We start from the raw sequence: 22,260 nt of genomic DNA, 5'->3' as shown, positions 1-22,260 counted from the left end.
GGAGCCCCCCATGCAGAAACTCATGACAGGCGGCAAGAAGAAGAACATCAACGAAGCACTCATGGACGGCGAAACCCGCAAGGAGCCCAAGGTGCAGACCACCATCATGATGCGCAGAGGCATGATCCGCCGCCTGAAGACCGCGGCCGTCGAACGCGACTCCACCATGAGCGACCTCGTGGCCGACGCCCTCGAAAAGTACCTGGACGAGGGACAATGACCGACCCCACGGACCCGCCTGCACCCGTCGACCCCGGCACACGCCCCGGCCCCCAGACGGGCTGCAGAACGCTGCCGGAGGTGGCCAGGGACTGGATGAACACCCATCCCGCGATCAGCCGCCTCACCCTGGGACCCGAGGACGCCGGCAGACTCATGGAGATCTACGAGGACTTCCTCTCACGCAACGACAGGTCGCCCCTGCCCAGCGGCACCAGCCCGGGCAGGGTCGCTGGCATCATCACGCGCTCGCTCCGTTCGCGGACCGGCCATATGCTCTTCACTGTCATCCCATCGGACGCAGACCACCCCTCCCCCATCATCAGGCTCCGCGACCGCCCGCATCGGGACTGACCAGCCCTCCCCGGCCCCGGCCGAACCTCCGGCGGGGCCGGTGCGCCGTCACCGCTGCTGCATGGCCGATGCCGACGTCGGCTGGCGCAGGCAAGGCATACGTATGGTCATATGGTCATGTTTTCATCTCAGCCATCAGTCATATCTTCAGATGTACATATGGACATATGATGATATCAGCATATCCCCATCTGTCCATGGGTTGGTCATGGAGCGGCCGGGGCTCGCTCGGACATCCCCGTGCCGCCTCCTGCGGCGCTCGCCATTTAGTCGGCGGGGCCGCTGTCATCTCATTCCCCCGCCTCCTGGGGACGGCCCCCGTGGCCGACCACTCCCCCTCCGGCAGCCCGAGCCAATCGACCCGGGCTGCCCTTCTGCTGTCGATGATGCTTCTTGGAGCATTGAAATCACTAGCAACCTCCCCAATGGGGGTGTGCGCTAGTGCCATTGACGAGGGGAGGGCTATGGAACTGATACGACGCCACCTGCGACCGGCTGGGGGGGGGGGGGACCTGACGGACCCGGAGACCGGCAGGACGATCGGATGCCGTGACTTCCAGTACGCCTACGGATGCGCTCCGGCCACGGGGGAGGCAGGGCTGACGGGCATCGCCGCTCGGGCCGTGCTCCTCGACGGATGCGGAAGGCCGGTGCGGAAAGGGCCCTTGCATCTCCTCAGGGACTGGCGCGCCCGGACCCTGAACGTCCGAAGACGGGAGGGGATCCTGCGGGGCGCCGACAGTCTCCGCCCGCGCACGGCCGCGGCGGCGGGGGTGCATGGCATCCCCCGGCCGCCTGAAGTGGGCGGGGGACTGATCCTCGGCAGCCGGAGAAAATGCTACAATGATACCACTCACACATAATGGGAGGCGTCGAGTAAATGCGCGACGCCGGCCGATCCAAAGCCGCCTGCAGGGGGCCCGGCCGGACGTCCGGGGAAGGCCGGGTGCGCCACGGAAGGGACCATCGACGGAGGCGACATGAGCGAACACACCGACTACGGGACCCGTCTGAAGAGGCTGCGCCGCGAGCGCGGGCTCACGGCGGCGAAGCTTGCCGCGGCTGTGAATGATCTGGCGGGCGGCGTGGTCACCAGCAGGGATGCGGTGACCCGTGCGGAGAACCATATTCGTCGTCGTGTGCCGTTAGCTGAGGCGGTTCTGGCTGCCCGTGTTCTGCGGGTGGGGTCCGAGCGGCTGTTGTTCGTGGGGGATGATCCCCGGGCGGAGTCGCCGTTCTTCGAGTATCGGGGGATGTCGAACCGGCGGGCTCGTGCTGCGTGGCGGGGCGGGGACGCTGGCCGGCCGGTCCGGGTGGGGGGCAGGATGCGGTCGGCGCATGCCAATCATGATGTGGTGCGGGTTGATCCGGACAATCATGAGATTCTGGCGAGGTACAGGAGCGTGGAGGATGCGGTGCGCTGGCTGAGGGGGCATGGCGCTCCCAGAGCGGCGCATGCCAATGTCAGTGATGCGTGTCGGGGGAAGCGCAGGTCGGCCTACGGGTATGCGTGGAAGTATTGGGCGGAGCGGACCCGGCGGGTGGATGTCGGTGGCGGGGGCGGCGTGCAGCCGGGCTGATGGGGCGTGTTTGTGGCGCCCGTTGGTCGTGGCCGGTGCGCAGCGTGGCGTCTTGGGGCATGGGGGTCGAATTCGGGGGAGTTGGGGGAGCGGGGCCGTGCTTGGTTCGAGAGGCTGGGCAGGATGGCCGGGTCTGGCGGGTGGGCTCCGCGCGGGAGGTGGCGGCCGGGGGGGGGGGGGGCGTGCACCCGGGGATCCGGACGAAGGCGCCGGGGCCCAGGCCGGGAAGGGGCGTCCCCGCACGGGTCAGCGTCCGGGCCGGCCGGAGGCCAGGTCGTGGAGCCTGCGCCCCCGGTCGGGGGGGTGCCGGCGAGGCGGGCGGGCCCCTCCCTGGCGAAGGGGTGAAGCTGCTTGCGGCGGGCGGGCGACGGACCGGGCGCCGCCGAGGATGAGGCGGCGTCGGGCGCGCTCGGGGCAGGCCCGTTCCGGGAGGACGGCGCGCTTCTCGGAGACGGTGAGGCTGCCGGCGGATGAGCCCGGCCCTCTCCATGCGCTCCACGGTGTGTCCGCCCGCGCTGCACAGGATCCGGTCCCCGCCGACGAGCTCGCGAAGGATCCGGAATTGGGCTTCGGCCAATGCGGCCATCAGCGCTCCTTTTTTGTGTGGGCAGCATCATCGTGGCATGGGCTTGCATGATCATCTGCTCATCTTCTCATATGATCATATGTGTATCTGTACAAGGTTTCATATGCATATGAGCATGAGCACAGGGCCGTGCATGTGTGTGTGCCGGCATCCGAGCGGGCCCCGATCCGTACGACCAGGACCGCGTCCAGGCGGTGCGATCCCCCCCCCCGGCAAGGCGGTCCGGGTCCGGCCATCCACGGTCCCCTCCCCCGGCTCCACCGCGCCACCCCATGAAGAGTGCTACATTGCAGACTGATGGGAGGATGCGCACATGCCCACCTACACTCCGCAGGACATCAGGAGCATCCGGAAACGACTCCGCCTCACCCAACAAGAGTTCGGCCAGCTGCTCGGATGCAGCGCCAAGACCGTCTCATCCTGGGAATCCGGCTACCGCAACCCCAGCGGCACCGCCCGAACCGCCATCACCCAACTCGCCAGACGCCGCCAGGCACCCAAAAGACGCCACCGCCCAGGAACCACCTACACCAGCATCCACCAATGGGCCAACGGCAGGCTCGTCGCCCGATACTCCAACAGCACCGAAGCCGCACAAGCCATCGCCCCCACACGCCCAGGAACCAGCACCACCACCATCAAACACGGCATCCTCACCACACTCAGAGGCCAACAACACACCGCCTACGAATACCAATGGACCACCAACAACCAACTACCACGACATCGTGGAAACAACCAATGAAACCCACCTACACCAACATCCACCAATGGACCAACATCAGAGAAAGACCTTAATCGCCAGAGCTGCAGTGAAGCACCTTGGCTGGGGACAGCAGCAAATGAGGAAATCCCCTATGAACTCTCCTTCTATCAGGGAACCTTTAACTGAGCACACATAAAAATGTGGCAGCTACACGGACGGCCCTTCGCGCGGGATTAGGCGCTCGTTCACCAGCTGCATCAGATAGTTGACGACCACGATCGTGATGGCGAGCGAATAGACGAGCGTGCCTGACTGGTCCGCCAGGTCCGGCATGACCCAATAGGCGACGATGAAGACGATGCCGATGATGGGGTAGATGACGGTCCGAAGCCACCAACGGTTCTGCCGGGCATCAAACCGATCACGGATGACGTCACAACAAAACACGGCCATGGCGAGCGCCTCGACTATGCCGAGGAGTGTGAGGCATGTGAGGGCTGTCGATGGTGTGGGATCCGGGTGGCCCAGTCGTGTCGTCAGGGCGAAGATGAGTGTTTCGATGTAGATGATGTGGGTGGCGGATACCGTGGTGGTTTTTGTGTCGGTCTGTGGTATGCCCACCAGGAGCGTGCCGAGCTCGAAGAGTCCCATCAGGATCAGCAGGACCGGGGCCGCGGCGAGGTTCTGGCGTAGATGCATGGTCAGGGCCATGCGGACGAACGCGGTCACGGCGAGGATGAAGCAGATGGTGAGTACGCACAGAAGCAGGTCGGCGAGGACGGTGAGGTATTTGTCAGCGCCGTGTTTGCCTTTGGGCGTCAGGGCGCTTCGGGTCTGGTTCCACCATGTCGGTTCCCTGTCGGTCGCGGTCTGGTCCGTTTCGAGGTTCCCTGTCTTTTCAGTCATGCGGCGATTGTCTTGTGCTGGTGCTGGGCGGCGTCACGGCTTATCAGCAGTCTGACGTACTCGCTGGCGTTCTTCAGGCCTTCCCTGCGCACGGCCGCTCCCACGTATTCGTCCATGGCCCGGGGCAGCCGGATGGAGCGTTGACGGGTTGCGGCCCGTCCTTCCTGCCTCTGGTCCATGGACGGGCGGCCTTGGATGGTGGAGACCATGCTGTCCCAGTCCGTGTCCGGGTCGGCCAGCATGCGGCCCAGCCTGTGCGCGTCCTCCCCCGTCCAGGCCGCGAGCGGCGGGCTTTGGAAGTCCCGCTCGGGGTGGGCCATGTAGTCCTTGTATTGTTCGTATTCCCTGTCCTTGGTCATGTGTCTCTCCTATCCCGTTCAGGCGGCCCCAGCGTCTCATTTTGGCCGGGGCCTGCGTGTCGTGGTCGAGCCAGTAGCGCTGCCAGATGTCGGTGAGCCGGTACACGTGGAAGACCTCGGGATGGCCGTATTCGTCCGGCCCCAGCAGGACCTCCGCCAGAAGGTGGTTCGGGGCGTCGGGCGGCAGGTGGCAGACCAGGAGCAGGATCGGGCGCCGGTGGCGCATGGGCGGCACGGCTGGGTCGCGCGGGTCGGGGATGGCCGACCATAGGATGTTCTGGTCGTCGTCCGCATCCGTCACCATTCTCCGGGCCTTGTCCTCGTCCAGGTCGAGCTCCTTGAAATGGCGCCGACCCGTGGCGCCGAACGCCGGTCCCTTGTCTTTCCTGCTCATATCCATAGTATCCCACTTTTGCATTACACTTTTGCATTACACTTTTAGCCGGGCCGCCCGGCCCTCCACGACGACAGCCAGACGTGCCCCTATCCACGGGGGTCCAGCGGACGATGGGCCATCGGGACGACATCCCCTCGATCTTCGGCTCCGTCGTCAGGGGGTGGTCGAACCCCTCGATAGGGTCCGTCCGGGAGATGCCGAAGACGCTCGGCAACGGACAGCAGGCCATCTCCCGCCATTTGCGGCAGCCGGCGACCCGCGTCGCCTTGGACGCCTGGGCGAGCATCAGCAGGACGTTGGGGGGCCGAATACGGCCGGAACCCGGCCAGGCGGTCCAGCATCCTGTCCCGTTGCCCGCTCTCTGCGAGCGCGGCTATTCCTTGGTTGGGGGTGGTGCGGGTTTGTTTGGTTTTGCTGGTTGTGTCGGTGTTGTTCTGGTGGATCGTGCTGCTCCTTTTTGTGTGGGTGGTATCTATTGTGGCATGGGTGGTTCTTTTTTCTTGTGGCGGGTCCGGTCCCGTTTTGGGGGCGGCGGTTTTTCAGGTGCGTGCTGTTGTCGAGTCTGGGTATCCGGGGTGGTGGGTTCATTGATGGTGGGTTTTGTCGTGTCGGTGTGGGGGTCTGCGGATGAAGCCGGTCATGTCCAGGCCGAGGCGGGTGGTGTCTTCGGGCATGGGGATGTAGTCGATGCTTGGGGGGCTTCCGGCGTGGATCAGGGCGGTCATTGCGGATCTGATGCGGGCGTTGACGATCTGGACCTGCGTGTCCTTGCGGATGGCGCGCACCATGAGCAGTTCGACGGGTCCGTATGCGGCTTCGGCGAGCGCGAGGCTGGTGAAGCTGTTGATCTGGGTCATGAAGCTGGTTATCAGGTTCCAGGCTTTGGCGGAGGGCATGGCTGGTATGTCGGGTGATTCCCAGCTTTTGACGGTTTTGGGGTTGATGTGCAGGAGGGTGGCGAGCATGGCCTGGGAGATGCCGACGGTTTCGCGTGCTGCTGCGAATGCCGCCTTGCTGTGTGGCAGCAGGCCCTCTGCTTCCATGGTGTCCTTCCCGGCCCCGCTGGGTTGCGGGGTGTTTGTCATTCCTCTTTTTCAAGGATACCCTGACGGGCGGGGCCGGGAGGCTGTTCGGCTATACCCGCTGCTGGCGTGTGCCGTCGGGTTTGACGATGTGGTTGTACAGGATCCTGTAGGAGGTGTCGCGGTAGCGCACCTTGGGGCTCATCTTCAGGTAGTCGAGGATGCGCGGGTCGACCTCCGTGTCGCGGAGGATCCGGTAGCCGTAGTTGAGACCGTCGGCGAGGATGGCCATGAGTTGGAAATGCATGATCTCGATGGAGAAGTTCTGTGCGGCGTCCCGCATGGATTCACGGCTCGCGTCGTCGCCGTGGATCATGATGTGCGATACCTCGTCGACCCACAGGTACTCGTATTTGCCGGTGTCAGGATTCGTGCAGTGGTAGCGGAAGGGCATGGCCGGTACCTCCTTCCCGTCCTGCGTTGGCGGTCGGGGCGGGTCTGCGCCGTGCTCTTTCCGGGATGTCTGGTCTGATGGCCATGATGCACTCCTTCGGTTTCGTGTGAGAGAGGGCGGACGCCCCCCTTCTCCTAGCGTGGGTCCGGAGGGGAATGGCCATCGCCCGGGGATGCCTGGCGCAGCACTGCCTGGGGGGAGCTGCGGCGGGGATGCCCGGCCCGGGAAGGGGTGACGGCGCAGGTCGCGGAGAAACCATGGACGCTCCTGTATGGGGGACGGTCACACTATACACCCCCAATGGGGAGGTTAGGCGGCATATCAACCCACAGGCATAAAAAAACCGCCCCGAAGAGCGGCCGGAGATAGGCGGGACAGATCAGCCGTTGAGGCTCTCGGGCTCGTCGGCCAGGACGGCGTCCACCCGCCCCTGCAACTCCTCGACGCTCAGGCCTGACGCCCGTTGCGCCACCAGCCTCCACGCCGCCAGCTCCATGCGGGCCCTGCCGTCCCCGTCCCGCCGATCCACGTCATCACGCCCAGCCATGCGGACCCCTTCCATCCGTGCCGTCACAGCCCAGCCTACCCGGACGGCCGGCACCCCGCAGGCAACGAACGACCCGGACACGACCACACGCCCCACCACAAGCCGGCACCCCCCAACCCCCTGCGCCAAAACCCCCGCCCAGCATCCCCAACCCGCATCAACCCCGTAAGAAAACAAACACCCCCCACAACAACACCCCACCAAGACAAGGCGCTTACACCCGCCACAGCATCCAGGAACACCCCCACAACAACAGCGGGACGGGAACAAGCACAAACGCATCCCGATCACCCGAACCCACCCCAACCACAACACCCAACCAGACTTGCGATGACCAGCACGAGAGCGAGGCAGGCCATCAGGCATTCGGAAAGTATGGCCCAGCCGATCTTCAACAAGAAGAAGAAAACGGACGTACCACAAATCAACAAAACCAAAAAACGAAAGCGTCAACAAAAACGCATCCGACTATACGTCTTTCTACCATCGAACGAGATGCCTCGAACACCCAACGAAACGTCTTTCAAAAACAACATGCATAGAAACGATCTTCCCGGCTGTTCAGCAAATATCCCCTAGCAAAGGAGCTAAGTTGAAGATCAATTTCAAAAAACGCCAGCTCGACGACGCCTGGAATCTGATGCATGATGCCGAGGCCATCGCGCCAAAGACGCGGGCGGATGCATGGGCCCGTCGATACCATAGGATGACGCTGCGGACACGAAATCGCCCGAGGCGTCATAATGCATTATCCAATCCATTAAGTGTGAGTATTTTGATGCACACTGTTCACACGCCGGTCAGTCGTTCTCCTCTTGGGTGAGTTCGAAAAGTTGTTCGACGGTGGGATGAGTCAGGACATCATTGCTAATGCCGTTGGAAAGCACGACGACCCGGTCAGCGGTCACGGCGATCTCTAGGTCATGGGTGACCATGATCAGGGCGCTGCCGGGTGTGACGGTCTGCCGCATGAGATGCATGACCGATCGTGCGGTCGAAGGATCGAGCGATCCTGTTGGCTCGTCTGCGAATAGGATATCGGGACGGCGTAGCAGCGCCCTTGCGATGGCGACGCGCTGACGCTGCCCTCCCGACAGATTGTCCGTCCGTTCATGTCCCATCCCGTCTAGTCCCACCTGATGCAGGATTGCATCGACTTGCCCATTAGAGGCATGGATGCCGGCCATCTTGGCAGGAAGACGCACATTGTCAGCGACGTTGAGCGCGCTGATCAGGTTGAGATCCTGGAACACGAAGCCGACGTGATCGCGTCGTAGCCGTGCGAGCTGCGCGTTGGATTGTCCCATGACGTGCTGTCCGCATATGCTGATGGACCCGGAATCTGGCTTGAGCAGCCCACACAGGCAATAAAGCAGCGTGGACTTGCCCGAACCGGACCTGCCGACGATGGCCACGAACTCGCCGGGATCCACGCTCAGGTTGATGCCACGTAGCACTTCGACACGGTCTTTTCTCGTGTGGTAGGTCTTGCGGATTCCCGAGGCTGCAAGCAATGGTGATGTCATGATCTACCTTTCGTTGAGAACTACACGGATTATCTGTCTGTGGGTTATTCCTGCAGTGGTGACGGCAAGCATCATGGCAACGACGAGCATGCCGAAAACCACGATTCCTGCGGCCTGCCAGCCTGGCAGAGTGAATGGTGCGGATGGTATCGGCCCCGAGGTGAGTGCTTGATCCATGGCCAGCTCGTTGGCCCACACGATTATGTAGGCGACGACGAGCGAAAGGGCCAGATAGATCACGGTCTCGCACGCGGCTTTCATCCAGACCAGTCCATTCGTGCCGCCGCCGGCGATCAGGATCGCGGCATCCCTTTCTCTGCTGCGCATGGTGGCGAACACGACCGACGAGGCGGCGACGCATCCGACGACGACAGCACCGCCGAACAGCAACGCCATCTGTCCCGGGGGCGCAGACACGGTCTCGCCGGATCCAGAAAGGACTGAGCCCAGCTTGCCTATCCACGCCATCATCACACCGACCGCGCCGCCGGCCAGCCCGATGGGCATTATCAGCCCGCGGGTCAGGTCAGGGTGCGAGGATGCTTCCCTCACCGCCAGAAACCACGGAGTTCCGAGTCGATCGGAGCCCAGGCCGATGAGCGCGAGCAGCCCTCGTATCAGAGGGTTGGCGCAGCATGCGACTACCAGGCACACAAGCATGCCCATACCTGCGTACACGGTCATGAAATCTCCCACGGCCCGCTTCGAGGCAAGCGGCCGCTCATGGCCTATCGCCATGTAGAGCGCCGCGGTGCCCGCGATAATGACAGCTGACAGCACGGTTCTTGAGATGCGCCTTGGCAAAGAAAATCCGCTTCGCGATGTCTGACCGCCGCCGCGCACTGCCTCAAGGACATCGCCGCGCGCGATTCTCCTGGCCGAAAGCAGCCCACCCAGAACGCAGATCACGCCTGTGGATCCGGTGCCGATCCACAGAGCAAGTGGAGTAAGAGGCCGAGCCAGCGCGCCGTCCGAGGGCAGCCCGCTGGAAGAAATAAGACGCGCGAACGGAAACCATGCCAGTCCCGCCACCAGCGCACCCAGCAGGGAGGACAGTAGACCCACCAGAAGCACCTCGCCAAGAAGCACCACGAACACCGTCCGGGGCAGAACGCCCGCCAACTGCCACAGCGCCACAGAGCGACGCTGCAATCCTAGACATACGCGAATCACCATCATCAGCGACAACAGACCCACCAGAACACAGAATCCCAACGCCACGCATCCGAACGCGACGAACGACTGCTGTGCTTCGCCAGATGTGCCAGCGCCGGCAACTACCAATCCAATGTCTAGAGTGACCACCACCGCCAGCATCGCAGAAGTAATGATCAACGCCAGCCACGACACCACGTCAATAGCCACGGAACGCACCGCAAGTTTCAGCAGAAGCATACGCACTTCTCAATCCCTAGGCGAACCATCTGATCACGGCCACCGCAATCCTTGCCGTGTAGAGAGAAACAATTATATATCCCACCACGACAATGCCTCTAATCCACAAAGGATTATCTGAAAAATGGCGCCACTCATTCTCCCCAGTAATAGCGAGCAACGCTTTGAATCCATCAGAATTGAGCACCGGAAGGCAATTATAGGACATGGCTACCGCATACCAAGCAACAACAAACCGGGCAGATTCACCCATTAAGAAAGTTTGAACGATGCCAAAACCAGCAAGACTCACAATTGCGTTTACTGTTATTCCGACAGTGTGCAGTACATATTTGTCAGGTCTTGTCAAAAGATGCACGTCGTTCATCCTCACGTAGAAGGCAGGGAATAGATAATAGTTCATTTTGAATCCAATAGAGTCCGGCCTTCTTCCGAATGAGAGGAACACCAAATAGTGGGAAGCCTCGTGGAAAAGAGTCTGCACAGTGGAATACATCGCAAGAACGATCCAAGCAACGAAAGGGATTCTGCTAATGTCAACGGACAGCGCCCACCAGACGCCAAGGACAATCATCCCTGCAATCGCACAGCTAGAAACGATGCAATACAAGACAAAGACAACGCCGGATACTTTGGGCTTGACCGAATCAAAATCCAAGTGACACGTCAGGTCGTCGGAATTCTCCACTTCCACGATTCTTCCGGTGGCTTTGTTCTTTATTACCAGCTTCGCGTCCTCGCGAAGAATCTCCATATCACTGTCGTTGTAGCGTGAATACGATGTCATCGTTGATCTTCACTGCTGTATTCCTGTTCGATGAGTGGAACCAGACCATTCACAATCTCAGGATTGGAGAAGATAATTCCGCACATTTCACAAGCATCGACATACTCGCGGCGGAGGAATGACTCGTCGAGTAAATTATTTTTTACGCAAAGTTCGAATAACCATTTGAAACCCTTATGGCGCATGACAGAAAACATCAGGTTTCTTTGGATTAAGGTGAGCGCTTTTTGTACGGATGTGTCATCGGCATCACCAAGCACTAGGGTGCTTCCGAACACTACAGGGGAACAGCATGGATAGACCTTGCCATCGAAATGGTACGTGGGTTCAAAACCGGGGCATCTCAGGTCATCGTTGATGCTGTATCTCCTGATTATGTCTTGCTCTGGAAATTGGAGCGCAGCACCCACTCGTTGAATCGGAAACCTCGTGACCTTTACTCCGATCAGGGAATCCCCGAGCTGGCTCAAAAGTCGGTCGGGGTTATGAGATCTGGAGACTGCTACGTTCATCGAAATCGGAATGCCAACGTTGGTGTTCGCATCCAATATGTTTTTTATCCGTTCCACTTTGAGGTTGTCCTGATGGAATTCATCAAAGCTAAGCGTTAATGCTCTGAGGCCTGATTCCTTCAATTGGCGAAGAGTGGAGTTCGCTCGTTTAATATTCTGACCCCAAAAACCGTTCGATACCAAACCGGCTGGCTTACCATGCTCTTTTGCCATGCGAAGACAATTTATAACTAATTGATGTCTTAATAGAGCTTCCCCGCCGCTGAGGCTTATCGTGTCGATTGCAGATGAATTGCAGGCTTGCTCAACGATGCTCATCACCTGATCATCTGTCAGCTGCTGTGGTATGATTGAGCCATTGGCATTCCAACGGTTCCGATTCAGAAACGGCTAGATTCCAACGATTTCAAGATGAACCGGTATCCAATCGGTACCCAATCATGTACCAATCGGATAGTATACATATAGTATACATTCCGGAAAATCAGGAGGTCCGATGGGCAGGAGCTCGACAGGCATCTACAGGCCGCGCGCATACAAGACGGCGTCAGGCGAAACCAGGTACAGGGCGATGGTCCCTGTCGGCTACTACCCGTCAGGGGCACCCAAGCGCAAAACCGTCACCGCCCCAACCTACAGGGCATGCCAGCAGAAGCTCACCCAGCTCCTCAAGGACATCCAGCAGCACGGCACCCCCAAGGAGATCAGCTCGACCTTCGGCGGCTACGCCCACACCTGGCTGGGCAACAAGCAGGCAGAAGTGCGCCCCAAGACCTATACCATGTACAAGACCATCGTGGACGTCCACCTGCACGAATACGCCGGCTACCCGATAGCCAAGATCAAGCCCAGCACAATCCGCAGCCTCATCAACAACGCCCAAGCGTATGACAAGCACGGCAACCCTGCCGGGCCTGCGGGCATCAGCCTCCAGAAGCAGATCCACACCTGTCTCAACCAGATCTTCATGAGCGCCCTCGCAGATGGCCTCGTGCCCAGCAACCCGGTCCTCACCGTCCCCGTCCCCCACCGGGTCGGCGCAGAGAAGGAGCGCAAGGCCTTCAGCGTGCCCGAGATGAAAGCGATGCTCCAAGCGGCCAGCAACCCCGAACAGATGGACCCCGCCACGGGTACCCGCATGTGGTTCCGTTTGCTCACCGGCATGCGGCAGGGGGAGATACTGGGCGCTGAATGGTCATCATACAATCCGCGCAAAGCCACATACACCGTGGACTGGAAACTCCAGGAGGTCCCCAAGGAGCACGGCTGCGGCAAGCCCCGTGACGGCATGTATCCTTGCGGCAAGAGGAAAGCAGGGCTCTGCCCACAGGCCATTTGGCGCATCCCAGCCAACTACGACCTCCGCCCGCTGGTGGGCACCTGCGCCCTGACACGCCCAAAAAGCCAGTCCGGCAGGATCATCCCCATCATCCCGCCGCTCAAGGCGCTCCTGGCCCGGTACCGCAAAGCCGCACCACCCACGGGCAACGACCTCATCTTCCGCAACCCTGACGGCTCCCCCATCAAAGGCAAGCAGGACACCCAGGACTTCGACACCCTCATGCGTCTTGCCGGCATCAACCCCGCCGAGCATACCGGGCATGAGACTCGGCACAGCGTCGTCACGCTCCTGGCCTCCCAAGGCGTGGACTTCCAGCTCATCCGCGAGATTGTCGGCCACTCGTCGGATGCAATGGTGGAGCACTACCGGCATGCGGATGATGCCGAGCGGCTGAAGGCGATGGAGACGCTGGACGAGAGCCTGGGCCTGGAGCAGATCGGGTGGAGCGGCGAGTAGGCCCTACTTGTATCTGTGCTCCAGGTCTCTGACAGTCTTCTCTGTGGCCCCATAACAGATGGCGGCCATGTCGGCGCGGATCTGCTGGTGGAGTCCTTTGAGTCTCTGCCTCTCCTGCGGGCTGATGCCGGGCTGCTGCTCCTGGTCGATGACCTGGTCGAGCCGCTTGTGCAGGAGGATGGTGAGACGCTCGCGGCGGTCCTCCGGCGCGGGGATGTACGAGGGGTGGTTATCGGGTATCTGGCTGATGTCATCGGGGAAGTAGGGCATATAGGGATGATGGGACAACCGACGTCGGTTGTTAGCAAATAAAACAGGGTATAACAGCATTTTTCCATTTCTTTTGACTTGACCGAGGCCACCAGAGTAAACGCAGACTGGAACAGGATAAATTTGTTAGAGTTAGTATAAGAGTGAGTCCATGTTTCTTCTTGTAGAAGAGTTCCAGTAGATAGCCCAAACGCATACTACGGGAGTGAAAGGTAATCCCCGGATTCGCAAGAACGCCATACGGTTTTCTTCACATTTGAAGAAATAAATGATATAGAGGCATGCCTGATTGTGAGCCATAGTAATTTGTCTGTGTTTGGTAACCGTCATTTGTTAATCGTCAACCAAGCCAACCTTACGACAGGGGTCCAAGTCATCACCTTAGTTTGCACTATAGTCACTGTACTTTATGCAATTCACAAGTACAATGATTCACGCAGGCCACTCCTATTTATCTACACCTCTTGCGCCGATGCACCGGAAATGGTTGACGATTCGGGCCAGAAACAAACAATGAGGACGGTCGTCTTCTCTGTCAAGAATATCGGTAAGCGACCTGCTAAGAATATTAGAATTAGAATTTACCCACCATTCTCGCAAGGAGCTACCGAGTATTACCAAGATTATGTCAGTATCCTCTTGCCGGAAGAGCAACATGACATTTTCAAAGATTACGATTCCTATTACTGTGTTGCGAATACGGACAACCCATTGTTAGAGCCCAGAAGATTCGTCATAAAGTACCGGGCTCCAGGAAAGTGGTTCCTTCCATACCTCAGCTTCCAGCGCGTTGTAGCTATTGATGCCTTATCAGTCACCTCACAGCGACGAAGGTCCGGAGCCGTATCCGTTACACTCAAGAAAAGAACTATGAAAAAAAGAAAACAAAAACGACTGTTCAAACACGTAATAACAGATTCCAAATGAAGTAATAGGGCGAAATGATAATGCTAATCACCCCCTGTCAGGAATCAGCCGAACGGCACAAGGGAGCAGACGCACGCACCGGATCACCGAATGTGAATGCCGCTTCCCCGACAGCTGCATATTAGGAATATCCCGCATTGTAACCTTGCAAATGCGGGAGCACCGGTGTATCCACCCCGGGTATTACCCATCATTACTTACTGATTGAGTCACCCTTGCTGGATAATCCAGGACTTCCCCTCACTGTTCTCGATCATTTTCCTTGCGTTGCTCCTCTCGAAGCTGAGCATGTACGCATGGTGGATAGTAAGGACAATATCTTGCAGCTCGTTGTCCTCTTCCAAGGGGATGACCTTCAGCCCGATTTCTCTTGCCTGGTCGATATTGATGTGCCGATCATGCATAGCCGAATTCTCGTGCGTCCCAAGCCAGCGAGCCGCATGATCAGCGGTTTGCTCATCGTCTTTCAGCATGTTGTCGGAAAGCCAGTCCTTAACCATTTCGGTTGAGGCTTGGACGGCGTTTCTGCATTCCCCAAGCAATGTCGGGGTGTACTTACTGATGATTTGAGCCCACATAGCCGAAGAGGACGGGTTCTTCGTAGTTTCTTTAACCGCTTGCTCGAATTCACGCTCAATTCCGCCTGCAGGGATACCGCCGAACTGCGGATCCGTTGGTCCTATCGCTGACTGTTTGCCCATATAAATTTCTTTGCAGGCGCACGCCATCATCGTCCCTGCTGACATCGCAAGTTGTGGAACAAAAGCCACGATATCGTTGTTGAACCAGGATTTGAGATATTTTACTAACTGTTCAACGGCGCTCAGTTGCCCTCCAGGGGTGTGCAAGACTAGATCCAGCCCCTTGCTTTTATCCAGCCCGTGGATATTCGCCATGAACCCTTCGGTATCAAGATCACTGATGTCATCGGCTCGGGACTGATCGTTTTTCTGAAGCCAACCGGAATAGTAGCAAATGACATTACGGTCGCGCTTTTCCGCCAATTTCCCGATATACTCATGGCGTCGAAGGTCTATAATCCCAGTCGGGCTTTTTTGTGCTTCCCCTATAAGCTCATCCAGCGAAGGCAAGAGTCACACTCCCGTTGAATTCACTGTATGCATGGCTGCGGTATTGGTACGTGGGAAAAAGGGACTTCCTGTGGGCTTGATGGTAATCAGTCGAGAGAACTCTGCAGATTTCATAATCCTGTCGTACTCATTTTGTATCTGATCTTGACGTTCATCAGTCTGCGGTCTTGTCATTGTTCCTCCCTGATACAGGTATTAATACAATTTACTACAAATAGTGTTACACGCCAAAGAAACGTAGGAATTCACCCACATCCTTGAATACGCGAAAGTCGCCCCCGCTCCGGTCTCCCGGAACAGGGGCGAAATTGATTACAGCTTACTTGCCTGTGGCTGTTTTGGCTTGGCTGACGCCGATGCAGGCTGCTATGAGCAGCCCTACGGCGTTGAGCGTGGTCACGATCGCATCCACATGGGGCAGGCCCAGGACGGGGCCGACCGTGTTGGCGAAGACTGCCAGTGCGGGCAGGAGCACCAGGGCTGCCCATTTGAGCGTCTGGTAGATCTTGTCGGGCAGCAGGTAGCCGTGATCCTGGCCCGCTGGATTCGTATCGGTCATGATTTTCACCTCCTTAATATGAAAGGACCTCACCCGGATAGATGAGGCCTGGGTTGCCGGACCGGTAGCCGTGGATCTGGCCTTGCGGTATGCCGAGCCGGGCTGCGATGCCGGAGAGCGTATCCCCCGGCCGCACGGTCACGGACCGGCCGCCGCCATGGCCTCCACCAGTGGAGAGACGCTGGCCGGGATAGATCGTGTAGGGCGGGCTGATGCCGTTGAGTCTGGCGACGGTGGGCCAGCTGCCGCCGAAGACAGCGCTCAGGCAGTCGCCGGGACGCACCACATAAATGCCGGAGCCGTTGCCTCCACCCGAACCGCCTCGCAGCCGTTCGTTGACCACAGCCATGACCTCCGAGTACCTGTTCCCCAGCAAGGCTCGCCGTTGCGGATCGTTGCCGTAGTCGCCGCGGATGACCGCAGTAGCGAGGCTGCCAACGTCACCGACAGGAGCACCCTGAGCGGGTGTGGGCGACGGGGACACCGGGTTGGGCTGGGTGCCGACCGGAGCGTTCGCATACTTGGCCCAGGTGCCCGCATCCCCGTACCACCAGTTGACATCCACCGCATTGCCCACGCCGGGCACGTGCCCCGAGGAGGAGTACTGCCAGGCGGCGGCGAACGGCCAGGGAGCCACCGAGTAGGGGGGCGCACCCGGGTCGCGCAGCCGCTCCCCCTGGTAGCCTCGCGGATAGCCGGCCACCCACAGCCCGTAGTCGGCTCCCGCCACAGCACGCCAGTCGCCTGCCGTGATGTTGGATGCCTGCATGTAGATGATGGGCTTGGTGCCCCAGTAGGAGGCCACCCGGTCCAGCCATCTCTTGGCCCAGTCCGTGTCCCGGTTGTGAGGGGCTGGCGGCTCCCAGTCCAGGAAGGGGATCACCCCCGCATGGACCAGGCCACGAGCCTGGGCTTGAGCGTTGAAGAAGTCCGCCTCGGCCTCCGGGCTGTTGCCGTATTCGGGGCGCGCGTACCCGTAGGCACCGATGCGCAGGCCCGCAGCACGGTTGGCCTGAAGCTGGCAGTCCGCGGCAGGGTTCACGTAATCCGTGCCCTCGGTGATCTTGGTGATCGAGAATGAGGCTCCCGAGTCCCTGGCGGCCTGCGCGTTGTAGCAGCCCTGCCAGGACGCGTTGTCGAAGCCCGCGTCCGCCCAGGCGACTCCAGGCGTGAGCATGGCCAGTACGGCCAGCACCCCGATGCTGATACGAGCGTACCGGGGCTTGGCCCGCGCATGACGGGCATGAGATAAACGCATGCATATCCTCCTCTTGTGTTTGGGCATGAAAAAAGCCACCCAGTATGGATGGCAGAACAAAAACAAAGCCGGGCTTGAGCGCGTCTAGCGCATATCGTCATCACGATCCGCGTACGCGTCCAGACGCATGATCTGCTCGTGCATCATGGTCCCGGTCCCGTTGCCGCCCAGCCCGTGGTAGGCGCGGTAGACGCGGTCCGCCTCGTCCTGGATGGACACGCTGATCGGCTCATGGTGGATGACATGCCTGGTATGGATCTCCAAAAGCTCGGCCCGCAGGAGCGTGCGCAGGCCCGCCTCCATGGCCTGGTCCTTGGCTTCCTCCTTGCGGTGGCTTTTCAAAAGCCAGCCGCAGACTCCGCCGATCCCGGTCAGGAGCATGGGGATCACCGTCTCCAGGAGGGTCGTCAACAGGTCAGACACTCGGCAGCCTCCTCAGTAGGGCATCAGGTCGGCGCACAGGCTGTTCGCCCCGCCGCCGATGTTGACTCCGGCGCTTGTCCGCCACATGATCACGTCGCCAGCGTCCAGCCATAGCAGGGTGGGCGGCATGGCCTGGGTGATCCAGGTGTTGGCGCTGGCGCTGAAGTCCGCGATATAGCCCTCGCCGTAGGAGGTGATGGCCTTGCTGGCCTGGTCGTACACGCCCACGCCGACGGTCGGGGTGCCCGACCCCCCGATGTTGATCGACCCGTAGACCAGCCAGTACCCTGAAACGGGTATGCGCAGGCCTGCCGCCTGCAAGGCCGGCGCGATGACGGCCGGCTGCCCGCCGTAGCGGATTTTGGCCGACCTGAGGGATATCTCCCACGCGCCGGCATGGTCGGCGTACCCGCCCCAGGCGTGGAGGCTGACAGGCAGCCTGACCCCCCGGGCCCATATCGACCCGGCATCCAGATGCAGGTCGTCGGCCGACACGGACACCATGCTCCCGCTGATCTGGCTGCCGATCTCCACGTCATGCCCGGTCAGGACCAGCGTGTCCCTGTCCGCCGCCGAAGGGGAGGATATCAAAACGTTGGGCGTGTGGCCGTTGGCGGCCAGCTGCACCTCGGTCTTCTGGGCGTCGTAGAAGCCGGTCAGCGCCCACTTGCTGTCACTGTCATGCAGGCCCTCCACCGCGCCGACGGTGCGTTTCAGCGTCGGCAGGTACTGGCGGCTGACCCGCAGACGGTCCCCGCCGCTGGAGGTCTCCAAGGAGCCGGTCATGCGCACCCCGCCGCTGCCGGCTGCGAAGACCTTGCCACCGTCCTCGCCTTTGGCCCAGAAGCCCGACGAGTCGAACCCGACCAGCCCGTCCGAGGTGGCGAAGCTGCCCGACTTGACGATGGCGGCGGCCAGCGTGCCCACGTCGATCTCGTCCGCCTTGACTTTGCGCACTAGGAGCTTTTTGAGCAGCGCTTCGCTGGCGGTGACCTTTTCGGCGGTGATCGCCCCGTCCGCCAGGCTGATGGTGCCCACGCTGCCCGCCACCAGCACCTGCTGGGCCAGCAGCACGTAATCAACGAAGGCCTTGCCGTTCCATACTTGGATGCCCGACACATGATCCGCCTGGTCCAGCTGCATCCACAGGTCCCCCAAAGCCAGGCCACCGTGCGCCGGCTCGGCAGCCGCGGCGATGATCCGGTTCTTCCCGTCCGCCGTGGCCTGCGCCTGCCTGGCCTGGTCCTTGGCATCCTGGCTGTCGGTCACGTCCCTGACGGTCAGGCCGGTGATCCACCAGCCCGTCGCCTTGTCCCCGTACCCGGCGATGTTCAGCCACACGCTCATGCTATGGTCAGTGTCCGTCCACTGGTCGGGCGTGCTGGCTACAGCCTCCCGCCACACCCAGGAGGATGCTTCCTCCTGCGTGACCGTGACCGCCTCATCCCAGTGCGTGTGCGAGTCGACATACCGCCAGCCGATCCGCAGATCCTCGCGGCCCTTGCCGTCGCAAATGCACCAAAAACCAAACCTATACCTGCGGCCCCTATCGAGGGGGAAACGCCAGCTGCTGAAATAGTCACGCTGCGTGAGCGCGCCATAAGTCGTATACGGTGACGGAGGCGCAGCCGGAGCGCCAGAAGAGCCCATGCCCAGCCCGAAGCCGTCCAGATCGCCCCAGGCTGGGTCGAAGGCCGGGTTGCGGACCAGCTCCACGCCCCGCGACAAGGCCGTGTCAGCCTTGTTTGAGGCCGCAGTGGCCGAAGCCGCAGCCGAGTCGGCCTTGCTTGAGGCTGTGCCGGCCAGCCCGGAGGCCGCGTCGGCGGCCTGCTTGGCCTGGGCCGAGGCGACTGAGGCGGCCTGCGCGTCCTTGGACGCCTGCTGCGCGTCCTTGCTCACTCCCGCGATCCTGTCCAAAGCATCCTGGGCCTTGTCCTGAGCCGCCTGCACCTGACCCTGGTCCACAACGCTTTTGACCGTCACCGAAACCGGCTTGGTCGGATCGGACCCGTTGGGCGCGGGGCTGCCGTCCTCCGCATGCGCATCATCCCACGCGCGGACAGTCACCTGGTGGACGCTGTCCGCCTCATACGGGCCCAGGGCGGCCGTCCCCCTGACCCGCAGCTGGCCGGCATCCGCGCCATCCACCAGGATCTGCACATGGTCGAAATCCGCAGGCACGCCACCCTGAAGCGTTCCGTCCCAGGAGACCAGGATCATGCCCGCCGACGAGTCCACACTGATGCCGGTCGGCATGCCAGGCGCAGTCGTATCCCCCACCCAGGGGGCGAAGCCCTGATCGCCTGCCCCCTGTCCGGCGACCAGCTTGGTGCCGCCCGCCGTGGGGATGGTGACGCTGCCGATATTGCCTGTCTGCTGCCGAGTGGCCGCGTCCAAGGCTCCCGCCGCGAGGGCGGCCAACTGCTCGGCCGGGGTGGGCGGGATGATCAGCGGATGCTGCACGATAAGCCTCCCTTTACTGGTACGGGTCTTCCATGACGTCGAAAGTGATCTTGACGTCATCGCTCTGGTCGCCGGACAGGAGCATGATGCTGGTCCGATACTCGCCGTCCGGCAGGCTCGGATAGCCCTGAACGGACAGGATGACCGGCATGCCCGGACGCAGGCTGGCCGGCGACAAGGCCACGTTGCCTGCGGTCATGTCGCCGAAATGCGCTTGGGCGGTGAGCTGGATCAGCTTGCGCCGTCCTGCCTGCAGCTGCGCCTGCGCATGGGAAAGGAGCACGGCAGGATTGTCGGTGTCCGTGTCCGAATATGCAGTCTCGCGCAGGATCTGCGGGTCGGGCCCTCCGGCGATGCCGGTCAGGTCCTCGGCCAGGGCGGTGATCACGCTCTCGTCCTGGCCTGCGCCGGTCGCGTACACCCGCTGGACGGGCGCGGCATGCGCCACCTGCAAGCCGTCCAGCAGGCCGGCTCCGGGATGATAGGACAGGCAGACCGGGGCCCGGTCGGCGAACAGGCGGCGGTCCCCGTCGCTGCCGGCCTCCAGCCTCACCCGCACATGCCCGCCGTCCTCGGTCAGGTACGGGATGAACGTGAAATCCGGGCCGTCCTTGAGGTCTGCAATATCGGACAGAAGCTTTTTCGCGCTGTTGTTCTGAATGTTCCAGGCTTTCCAGCTGGTCTTCTGCCGGGTGCCCTGCTCCCCCTGGTAGGGCCAGTCGAAGGGCAGCTGGCCGCCCTGCTTGCGGTCGGTGGCGTACAGGCCCGCCTCGCACAGGATGCCCCGGTAGGACAGGCCGTCCACGCCGATCACGTCCGGGCTCCTCCCGTACCTGAAGGCACCGTCCCTGACCACCAGCCGCTGGGAGAGCAGCTCCAAAGGCGAGGAAAGCGGGAAGCTCGTATCCTGCTGCGTGTCCTGCCGGCCCCCTACCACGCCCCAGATGACTGGCGTGCCGAAATCATCCCCCTCGTACGAGCCTGCCCAGGACAAGCACAGGGCCCGGCGCGTCGAATCCAAAAGCAGGCTCCGCTCGGCCGGAGTGGACGCGGGCAGCGCCGACCAAGGCAGAGCAAGCCCGCTCGCGGTCCGGTCCCCCGGCTCCCCCTGCGGCGGCTGCTGCGGGGCCGTGCTGAAGGACGAGTCGCGTATGCTCATCTGCCATTGGAAGGACGGCACGTCCACCGGGGCGACGATCCGCCCGTCCCGCGCATCCACGACCCACACACGCCAGCTCACCGGACGACCCCCTCATCGACGACCTCCACCGTGCGCAGGCCCCGCCACGTGAACCGGGGGCGGCCAAGATTGGGCTTGGCTTTCACGTCCACCGTATGGGAGGCCCCGCCGGACAGGACCAGGCTCCACTCCACATGCTGGCGCGCCCACACGTACGACACCTGGCACTCGTCGTTCCCGTCGCCCATCTCCACCCCGTCCACCACAGGCATGGCATAAAAGCTGCCCACCTGCTCGCCGTCCACGCTCGCCCGGAAAGTAAACCGGACCGTCACCAGACGGTCGGTCGGCATCATCAGCGTCGTCACGGGAGCCTGCGACCACCATTTAGACGTCCAGTCCTGCACGACGGTCGACGTGTTCCGCCCATACCCCAGCCGGCCCATCCTCGCCCCGTACGGGACCGCATAATCCACATCGCCCCAACGGGCGGCGGCAGCCGTGCTCGTCGCCCCGGCAGGCAGCATCATATACGCGAGCACCTGCCCGCCAGCCTCCACCCGGGGCGGCACCGGGGACGCGGACGGCTCCCCCTGCGCCGCTTTCACATGCACCAGATTGTCAGGCTGGCCAGTATGAGCGATCATATACACGGCATCGATCCTCGGATACGCCGAATCGCCCGCAGACACCTGGTCCTCCGTATAAGGGCTGCCAGCCCCATCCCACCAGGCGATGCTCATCCCGTCCGCATCCCCCATCGAACACACCGCCACGCCCGGACTCACCCCGTAGCGCAGATCCTGACGGCCCGACACCTCCAAGCCCGAGACGATCCCCGTGTTCTCCCACTGGCTGGCAATCACCCTCCGGTGGGTCATCGCATCACACCCCTGACCCGACGAGTCGGGAGCCACACCAAAAGCCGTAGACATCGCAAT

Annotated in this window: 22 protein-coding genes; 5 read left to right on the top strand and 17 right to left on the bottom strand. The window is 61.4% G+C overall.

Features of this window, described 5'->3' with window-relative positions:
- Positions 1–10 precede the first annotated feature (10 nt).
- From J3T93_RS08225 to J3T93_RS08210, 4 genes are all read left to right on the top strand, one after another.
- Positions 11–220, top strand: coding sequence for a hypothetical protein (locus J3T93_RS08225; protein WP_220236998.1), 210 nt, complete (start codon positions 11–13; stop codon positions 218–220).
- Complete coding sequence (locus J3T93_RS08220; protein ID WP_267431276.1) at positions 217–573, top strand: hypothetical protein; 357 nt, start codon at positions 217–219, stop codon at positions 571–573. The genes J3T93_RS08225 and J3T93_RS08220 overlap by 4 nt, the downstream gene beginning before the upstream one ends.
- 980 nt (positions 574–1,553) lie before the next feature.
- On the top strand, positions 1,554–2,153 hold the full coding sequence (locus J3T93_RS08215; protein ID WP_267431274.1) for a helix-turn-helix domain-containing protein: 600 nt from the start codon (positions 1,554–1,556) through the stop codon (positions 2,151–2,153).
- 899 nt (positions 2,154–3,052) lie between these two features.
- Positions 3,053–3,484: a helix-turn-helix domain-containing protein gene (locus J3T93_RS08210; RefSeq protein WP_267431272.1), complete on the top strand. Its 432-nt coding sequence runs from the start codon at positions 3,053–3,055 to the stop codon at positions 3,482–3,484.
- Between the two features lie 168 nt (positions 3,485–3,652).
- Here J3T93_RS08210 and J3T93_RS08205 read toward each other — a convergent pair whose 3' ends face one another.
- From J3T93_RS08205 to J3T93_RS08165, 9 genes are all read right to left on the bottom strand, one after another.
- Positions 3,653–4,351, bottom strand: coding sequence for a hypothetical protein (locus J3T93_RS08205; protein ID WP_267431271.1), 699 nt, complete (start codon positions 4,349–4,351; stop codon positions 3,653–3,655).
- Complete coding sequence (locus J3T93_RS08200; RefSeq protein WP_267431269.1) at positions 4,348–4,710, bottom strand: hypothetical protein; 363 nt, start codon at positions 4,708–4,710, stop codon at positions 4,348–4,350. Before J3T93_RS08200 ends, J3T93_RS08205 begins: the two co-directional genes overlap by 4 nt.
- A 981-nt stretch (positions 4,711–5,691) precedes the next feature.
- Entirely contained in the window at positions 5,692–6,192 is a 501-nt protein-coding gene (locus J3T93_RS08195; RefSeq protein ID WP_267431268.1) for a helix-turn-helix domain-containing protein, read from the bottom strand.
- Between the two features lie 49 nt (positions 6,193–6,241).
- Positions 6,242–6,583, bottom strand: coding sequence for a hypothetical protein (locus tag J3T93_RS08190; protein WP_267400767.1), 342 nt, complete (start codon positions 6,581–6,583; stop codon positions 6,242–6,244).
- A gap of 379 nt (positions 6,584–6,962) precedes the next feature.
- A complete protein-coding gene (locus J3T93_RS08185) occupies positions 6,963–7,130 on the bottom strand; it encodes a hypothetical protein (protein WP_267431267.1) in 168 nt (55 codons plus the stop codon).
- A gap of 800 nt (positions 7,131–7,930) precedes the next feature.
- Complete coding sequence (locus tag J3T93_RS08180) at positions 7,931–8,656, bottom strand: ABC transporter ATP-binding protein (protein WP_267400771.1); 726 nt, start codon at positions 8,654–8,656, stop codon at positions 7,931–7,933.
- Between the two features lie 3 nt (positions 8,657–8,659).
- Positions 8,660–10,051, bottom strand: coding sequence for an FtsX-like permease family protein (locus J3T93_RS08175; protein ID WP_267431266.1), 1,392 nt, complete (start codon positions 10,049–10,051; stop codon positions 8,660–8,662).
- A gap of 16 nt (positions 10,052–10,067) precedes the next feature.
- The gene (locus J3T93_RS08170) at positions 10,068–10,805 is read right to left on the bottom strand and encodes a hypothetical protein (RefSeq protein ID WP_267431265.1); all 738 of its coding nucleotides are present in this window, start codon (positions 10,803–10,805) and stop codon (positions 10,068–10,070) included.
- Between the two features lie 29 nt (positions 10,806–10,834).
- Positions 10,835–11,686, bottom strand: coding sequence for a hypothetical protein (locus J3T93_RS08165; RefSeq protein WP_324123963.1), 852 nt, complete (start codon positions 11,684–11,686; stop codon positions 10,835–10,837).
- Between the two features lie 160 nt (positions 11,687–11,846).
- Between J3T93_RS08165 and J3T93_RS08160 the strand changes: the two genes are divergently transcribed.
- Positions 11,847–13,148, top strand: coding sequence for a tyrosine-type recombinase/integrase (locus J3T93_RS08160; protein WP_267431263.1), 1,302 nt, complete (start codon positions 11,847–11,849; stop codon positions 13,146–13,148).
- A 3-nt stretch (positions 13,149–13,151) separates the two neighbouring features.
- On the opposite strand, the gene J3T93_RS08155 is transcribed toward J3T93_RS08160, so the two are convergent.
- From J3T93_RS08155 to J3T93_RS08120, 8 genes are all read right to left on the bottom strand, one after another.
- Positions 13,152–13,418, bottom strand: a complete 267-nt coding sequence (locus J3T93_RS08155; RefSeq protein WP_267431262.1) for a hypothetical protein — start codon at positions 13,416–13,418, stop codon at positions 13,152–13,154.
- A gap of 1,136 nt (positions 13,419–14,554) precedes the next feature.
- Entirely contained in the window at positions 14,555–15,436 is an 882-nt protein-coding gene (locus tag J3T93_RS08150; protein WP_267431261.1) for an SDH family Clp fold serine proteinase, read from the bottom strand.
- Positions 15,437–15,755: 319 nt separating this feature from the next.
- Positions 15,756–15,995 (bottom strand): phage holin, encoded by a 240-nt coding sequence (locus J3T93_RS08145; RefSeq protein WP_267431260.1) that lies wholly within the window; start codon positions 15,993–15,995, stop codon positions 15,756–15,758.
- A 13-nt stretch (positions 15,996–16,008) separates the two neighbouring features.
- Positions 16,009–17,253 (bottom strand): GH25 family lysozyme, encoded by a 1,245-nt coding sequence (locus J3T93_RS08140; protein WP_267431259.1) that lies wholly within the window; start codon positions 17,251–17,253, stop codon positions 16,009–16,011.
- Between the two features lie 84 nt (positions 17,254–17,337).
- Complete coding sequence (locus J3T93_RS08135; RefSeq protein ID WP_267431258.1) at positions 17,338–17,676, bottom strand: hypothetical protein; 339 nt, start codon at positions 17,674–17,676, stop codon at positions 17,338–17,340.
- A 12-nt stretch (positions 17,677–17,688) separates the two neighbouring features.
- Complete coding sequence (locus J3T93_RS08130; RefSeq protein WP_267431257.1) at positions 17,689–20,139, bottom strand: hypothetical protein; 2,451 nt, start codon at positions 20,137–20,139, stop codon at positions 17,689–17,691.
- A 13-nt stretch (positions 20,140–20,152) separates the two neighbouring features.
- Positions 20,153–21,379, bottom strand: coding sequence for a hypothetical protein (locus J3T93_RS08125; protein WP_267431256.1), 1,227 nt, complete (start codon positions 21,377–21,379; stop codon positions 20,153–20,155).
- Positions 21,376–22,254: a hypothetical protein gene (locus J3T93_RS08120; protein ID WP_267431255.1), complete on the bottom strand. Its 879-nt coding sequence runs from the start codon at positions 22,252–22,254 to the stop codon at positions 21,376–21,378. The genes J3T93_RS08125 and J3T93_RS08120 overlap by 4 nt, the downstream gene beginning before the upstream one ends.
- Positions 22,255–22,260 lie beyond the last annotated feature (6 nt).

Source organism: Bifidobacterium sp. B4111, assembly GCF_026537235.1.
Taxonomy (GTDB): Bacteria; Actinomycetota; Actinomycetes; order Actinomycetales; family Bifidobacteriaceae; genus Bombiscardovia.
This window is presented reverse-complemented; position numbering and strand designations above follow the sequence as displayed.

What these genes read in the sequence shown, in the direction of transcription:
- J3T93_RS08120 (WP_267431255.1), bottom strand. Translation starts at nt 22,254, where the DNA reads ATGTCTACGGCTTTTGGTGTGGCTCCCGACTCGTCGGGTCAGGGGTGT.
- J3T93_RS08195 (WP_267431268.1), bottom strand. Translation starts at nt 6,192, where the DNA reads ATGACAAACACCCCGCAACCCAGCGGGGCCGGGAAGGACACCATGGAA.
- J3T93_RS08160 (WP_267431263.1), top strand. Translation starts at nt 11,847, where the DNA reads ATGGGCAGGAGCTCGACAGGCATCTACAGGCCGCGCGCATACAAGACG.
- J3T93_RS08180 (WP_267400771.1), bottom strand. Translation starts at nt 8,656, where the DNA reads ATGACATCACCATTGCTTGCAGCCTCGGGAATCCGCAAGACCTACCAC.
- J3T93_RS08185 (WP_267431267.1), bottom strand. Translation starts at nt 7,130, where the DNA reads ATGGCTGGGCGTGATGACGTGGATCGGCGGGACGGGGACGGCAGGGCC.
- J3T93_RS08210 (WP_267431272.1), top strand. Translation starts at nt 3,053, where the DNA reads ATGCCCACCTACACTCCGCAGGACATCAGGAGCATCCGGAAACGACTC.
- J3T93_RS08170 (WP_267431265.1), bottom strand. Translation starts at nt 10,805, where the DNA reads ATGGAGATTCTTCGCGAGGACGCGAAGCTGGTAATAAAGAACAAAGCC.
- J3T93_RS08145 (WP_267431260.1), bottom strand. Translation starts at nt 15,995, where the DNA reads ATGACCGATACGAATCCAGCGGGCCAGGATCACGGCTACCTGCTGCCC.
- J3T93_RS08225 (WP_220236998.1), top strand. Translation starts at nt 11, where the DNA reads ATGCAGAAACTCATGACAGGCGGCAAGAAGAAGAACATCAACGAAGCA.
- J3T93_RS08175 (WP_267431266.1), bottom strand. Translation starts at nt 10,051, where the DNA reads ATGCTTCTGCTGAAACTTGCGGTGCGTTCCGTGGCTATTGACGTGGTG.
- J3T93_RS08220 (WP_267431276.1), top strand. Translation starts at nt 217, where the DNA reads ATGACCGACCCCACGGACCCGCCTGCACCCGTCGACCCCGGCACACGC.
- J3T93_RS08155 (WP_267431262.1), bottom strand. Translation starts at nt 13,418, where the DNA reads ATGCCCTACTTCCCCGATGACATCAGCCAGATACCCGATAACCACCCC.
- J3T93_RS08215 (WP_267431274.1), top strand. Translation starts at nt 1,554, where the DNA reads ATGAGCGAACACACCGACTACGGGACCCGTCTGAAGAGGCTGCGCCGC.
- J3T93_RS08140 (WP_267431259.1), bottom strand. Translation starts at nt 17,253, where the DNA reads ATGCGTTTATCTCATGCCCGTCATGCGCGGGCCAAGCCCCGGTACGCT.
- J3T93_RS08190 (WP_267400767.1), bottom strand. Translation starts at nt 6,583, where the DNA reads ATGCCCTTCCGCTACCACTGCACGAATCCTGACACCGGCAAATACGAG.
- J3T93_RS08200 (WP_267431269.1), bottom strand. Translation starts at nt 4,710, where the DNA reads ATGACCAAGGACAGGGAATACGAACAATACAAGGACTACATGGCCCAC.
- J3T93_RS08205 (WP_267431271.1), bottom strand. Translation starts at nt 4,351, where the DNA reads ATGACTGAAAAGACAGGGAACCTCGAAACGGACCAGACCGCGACCGAC.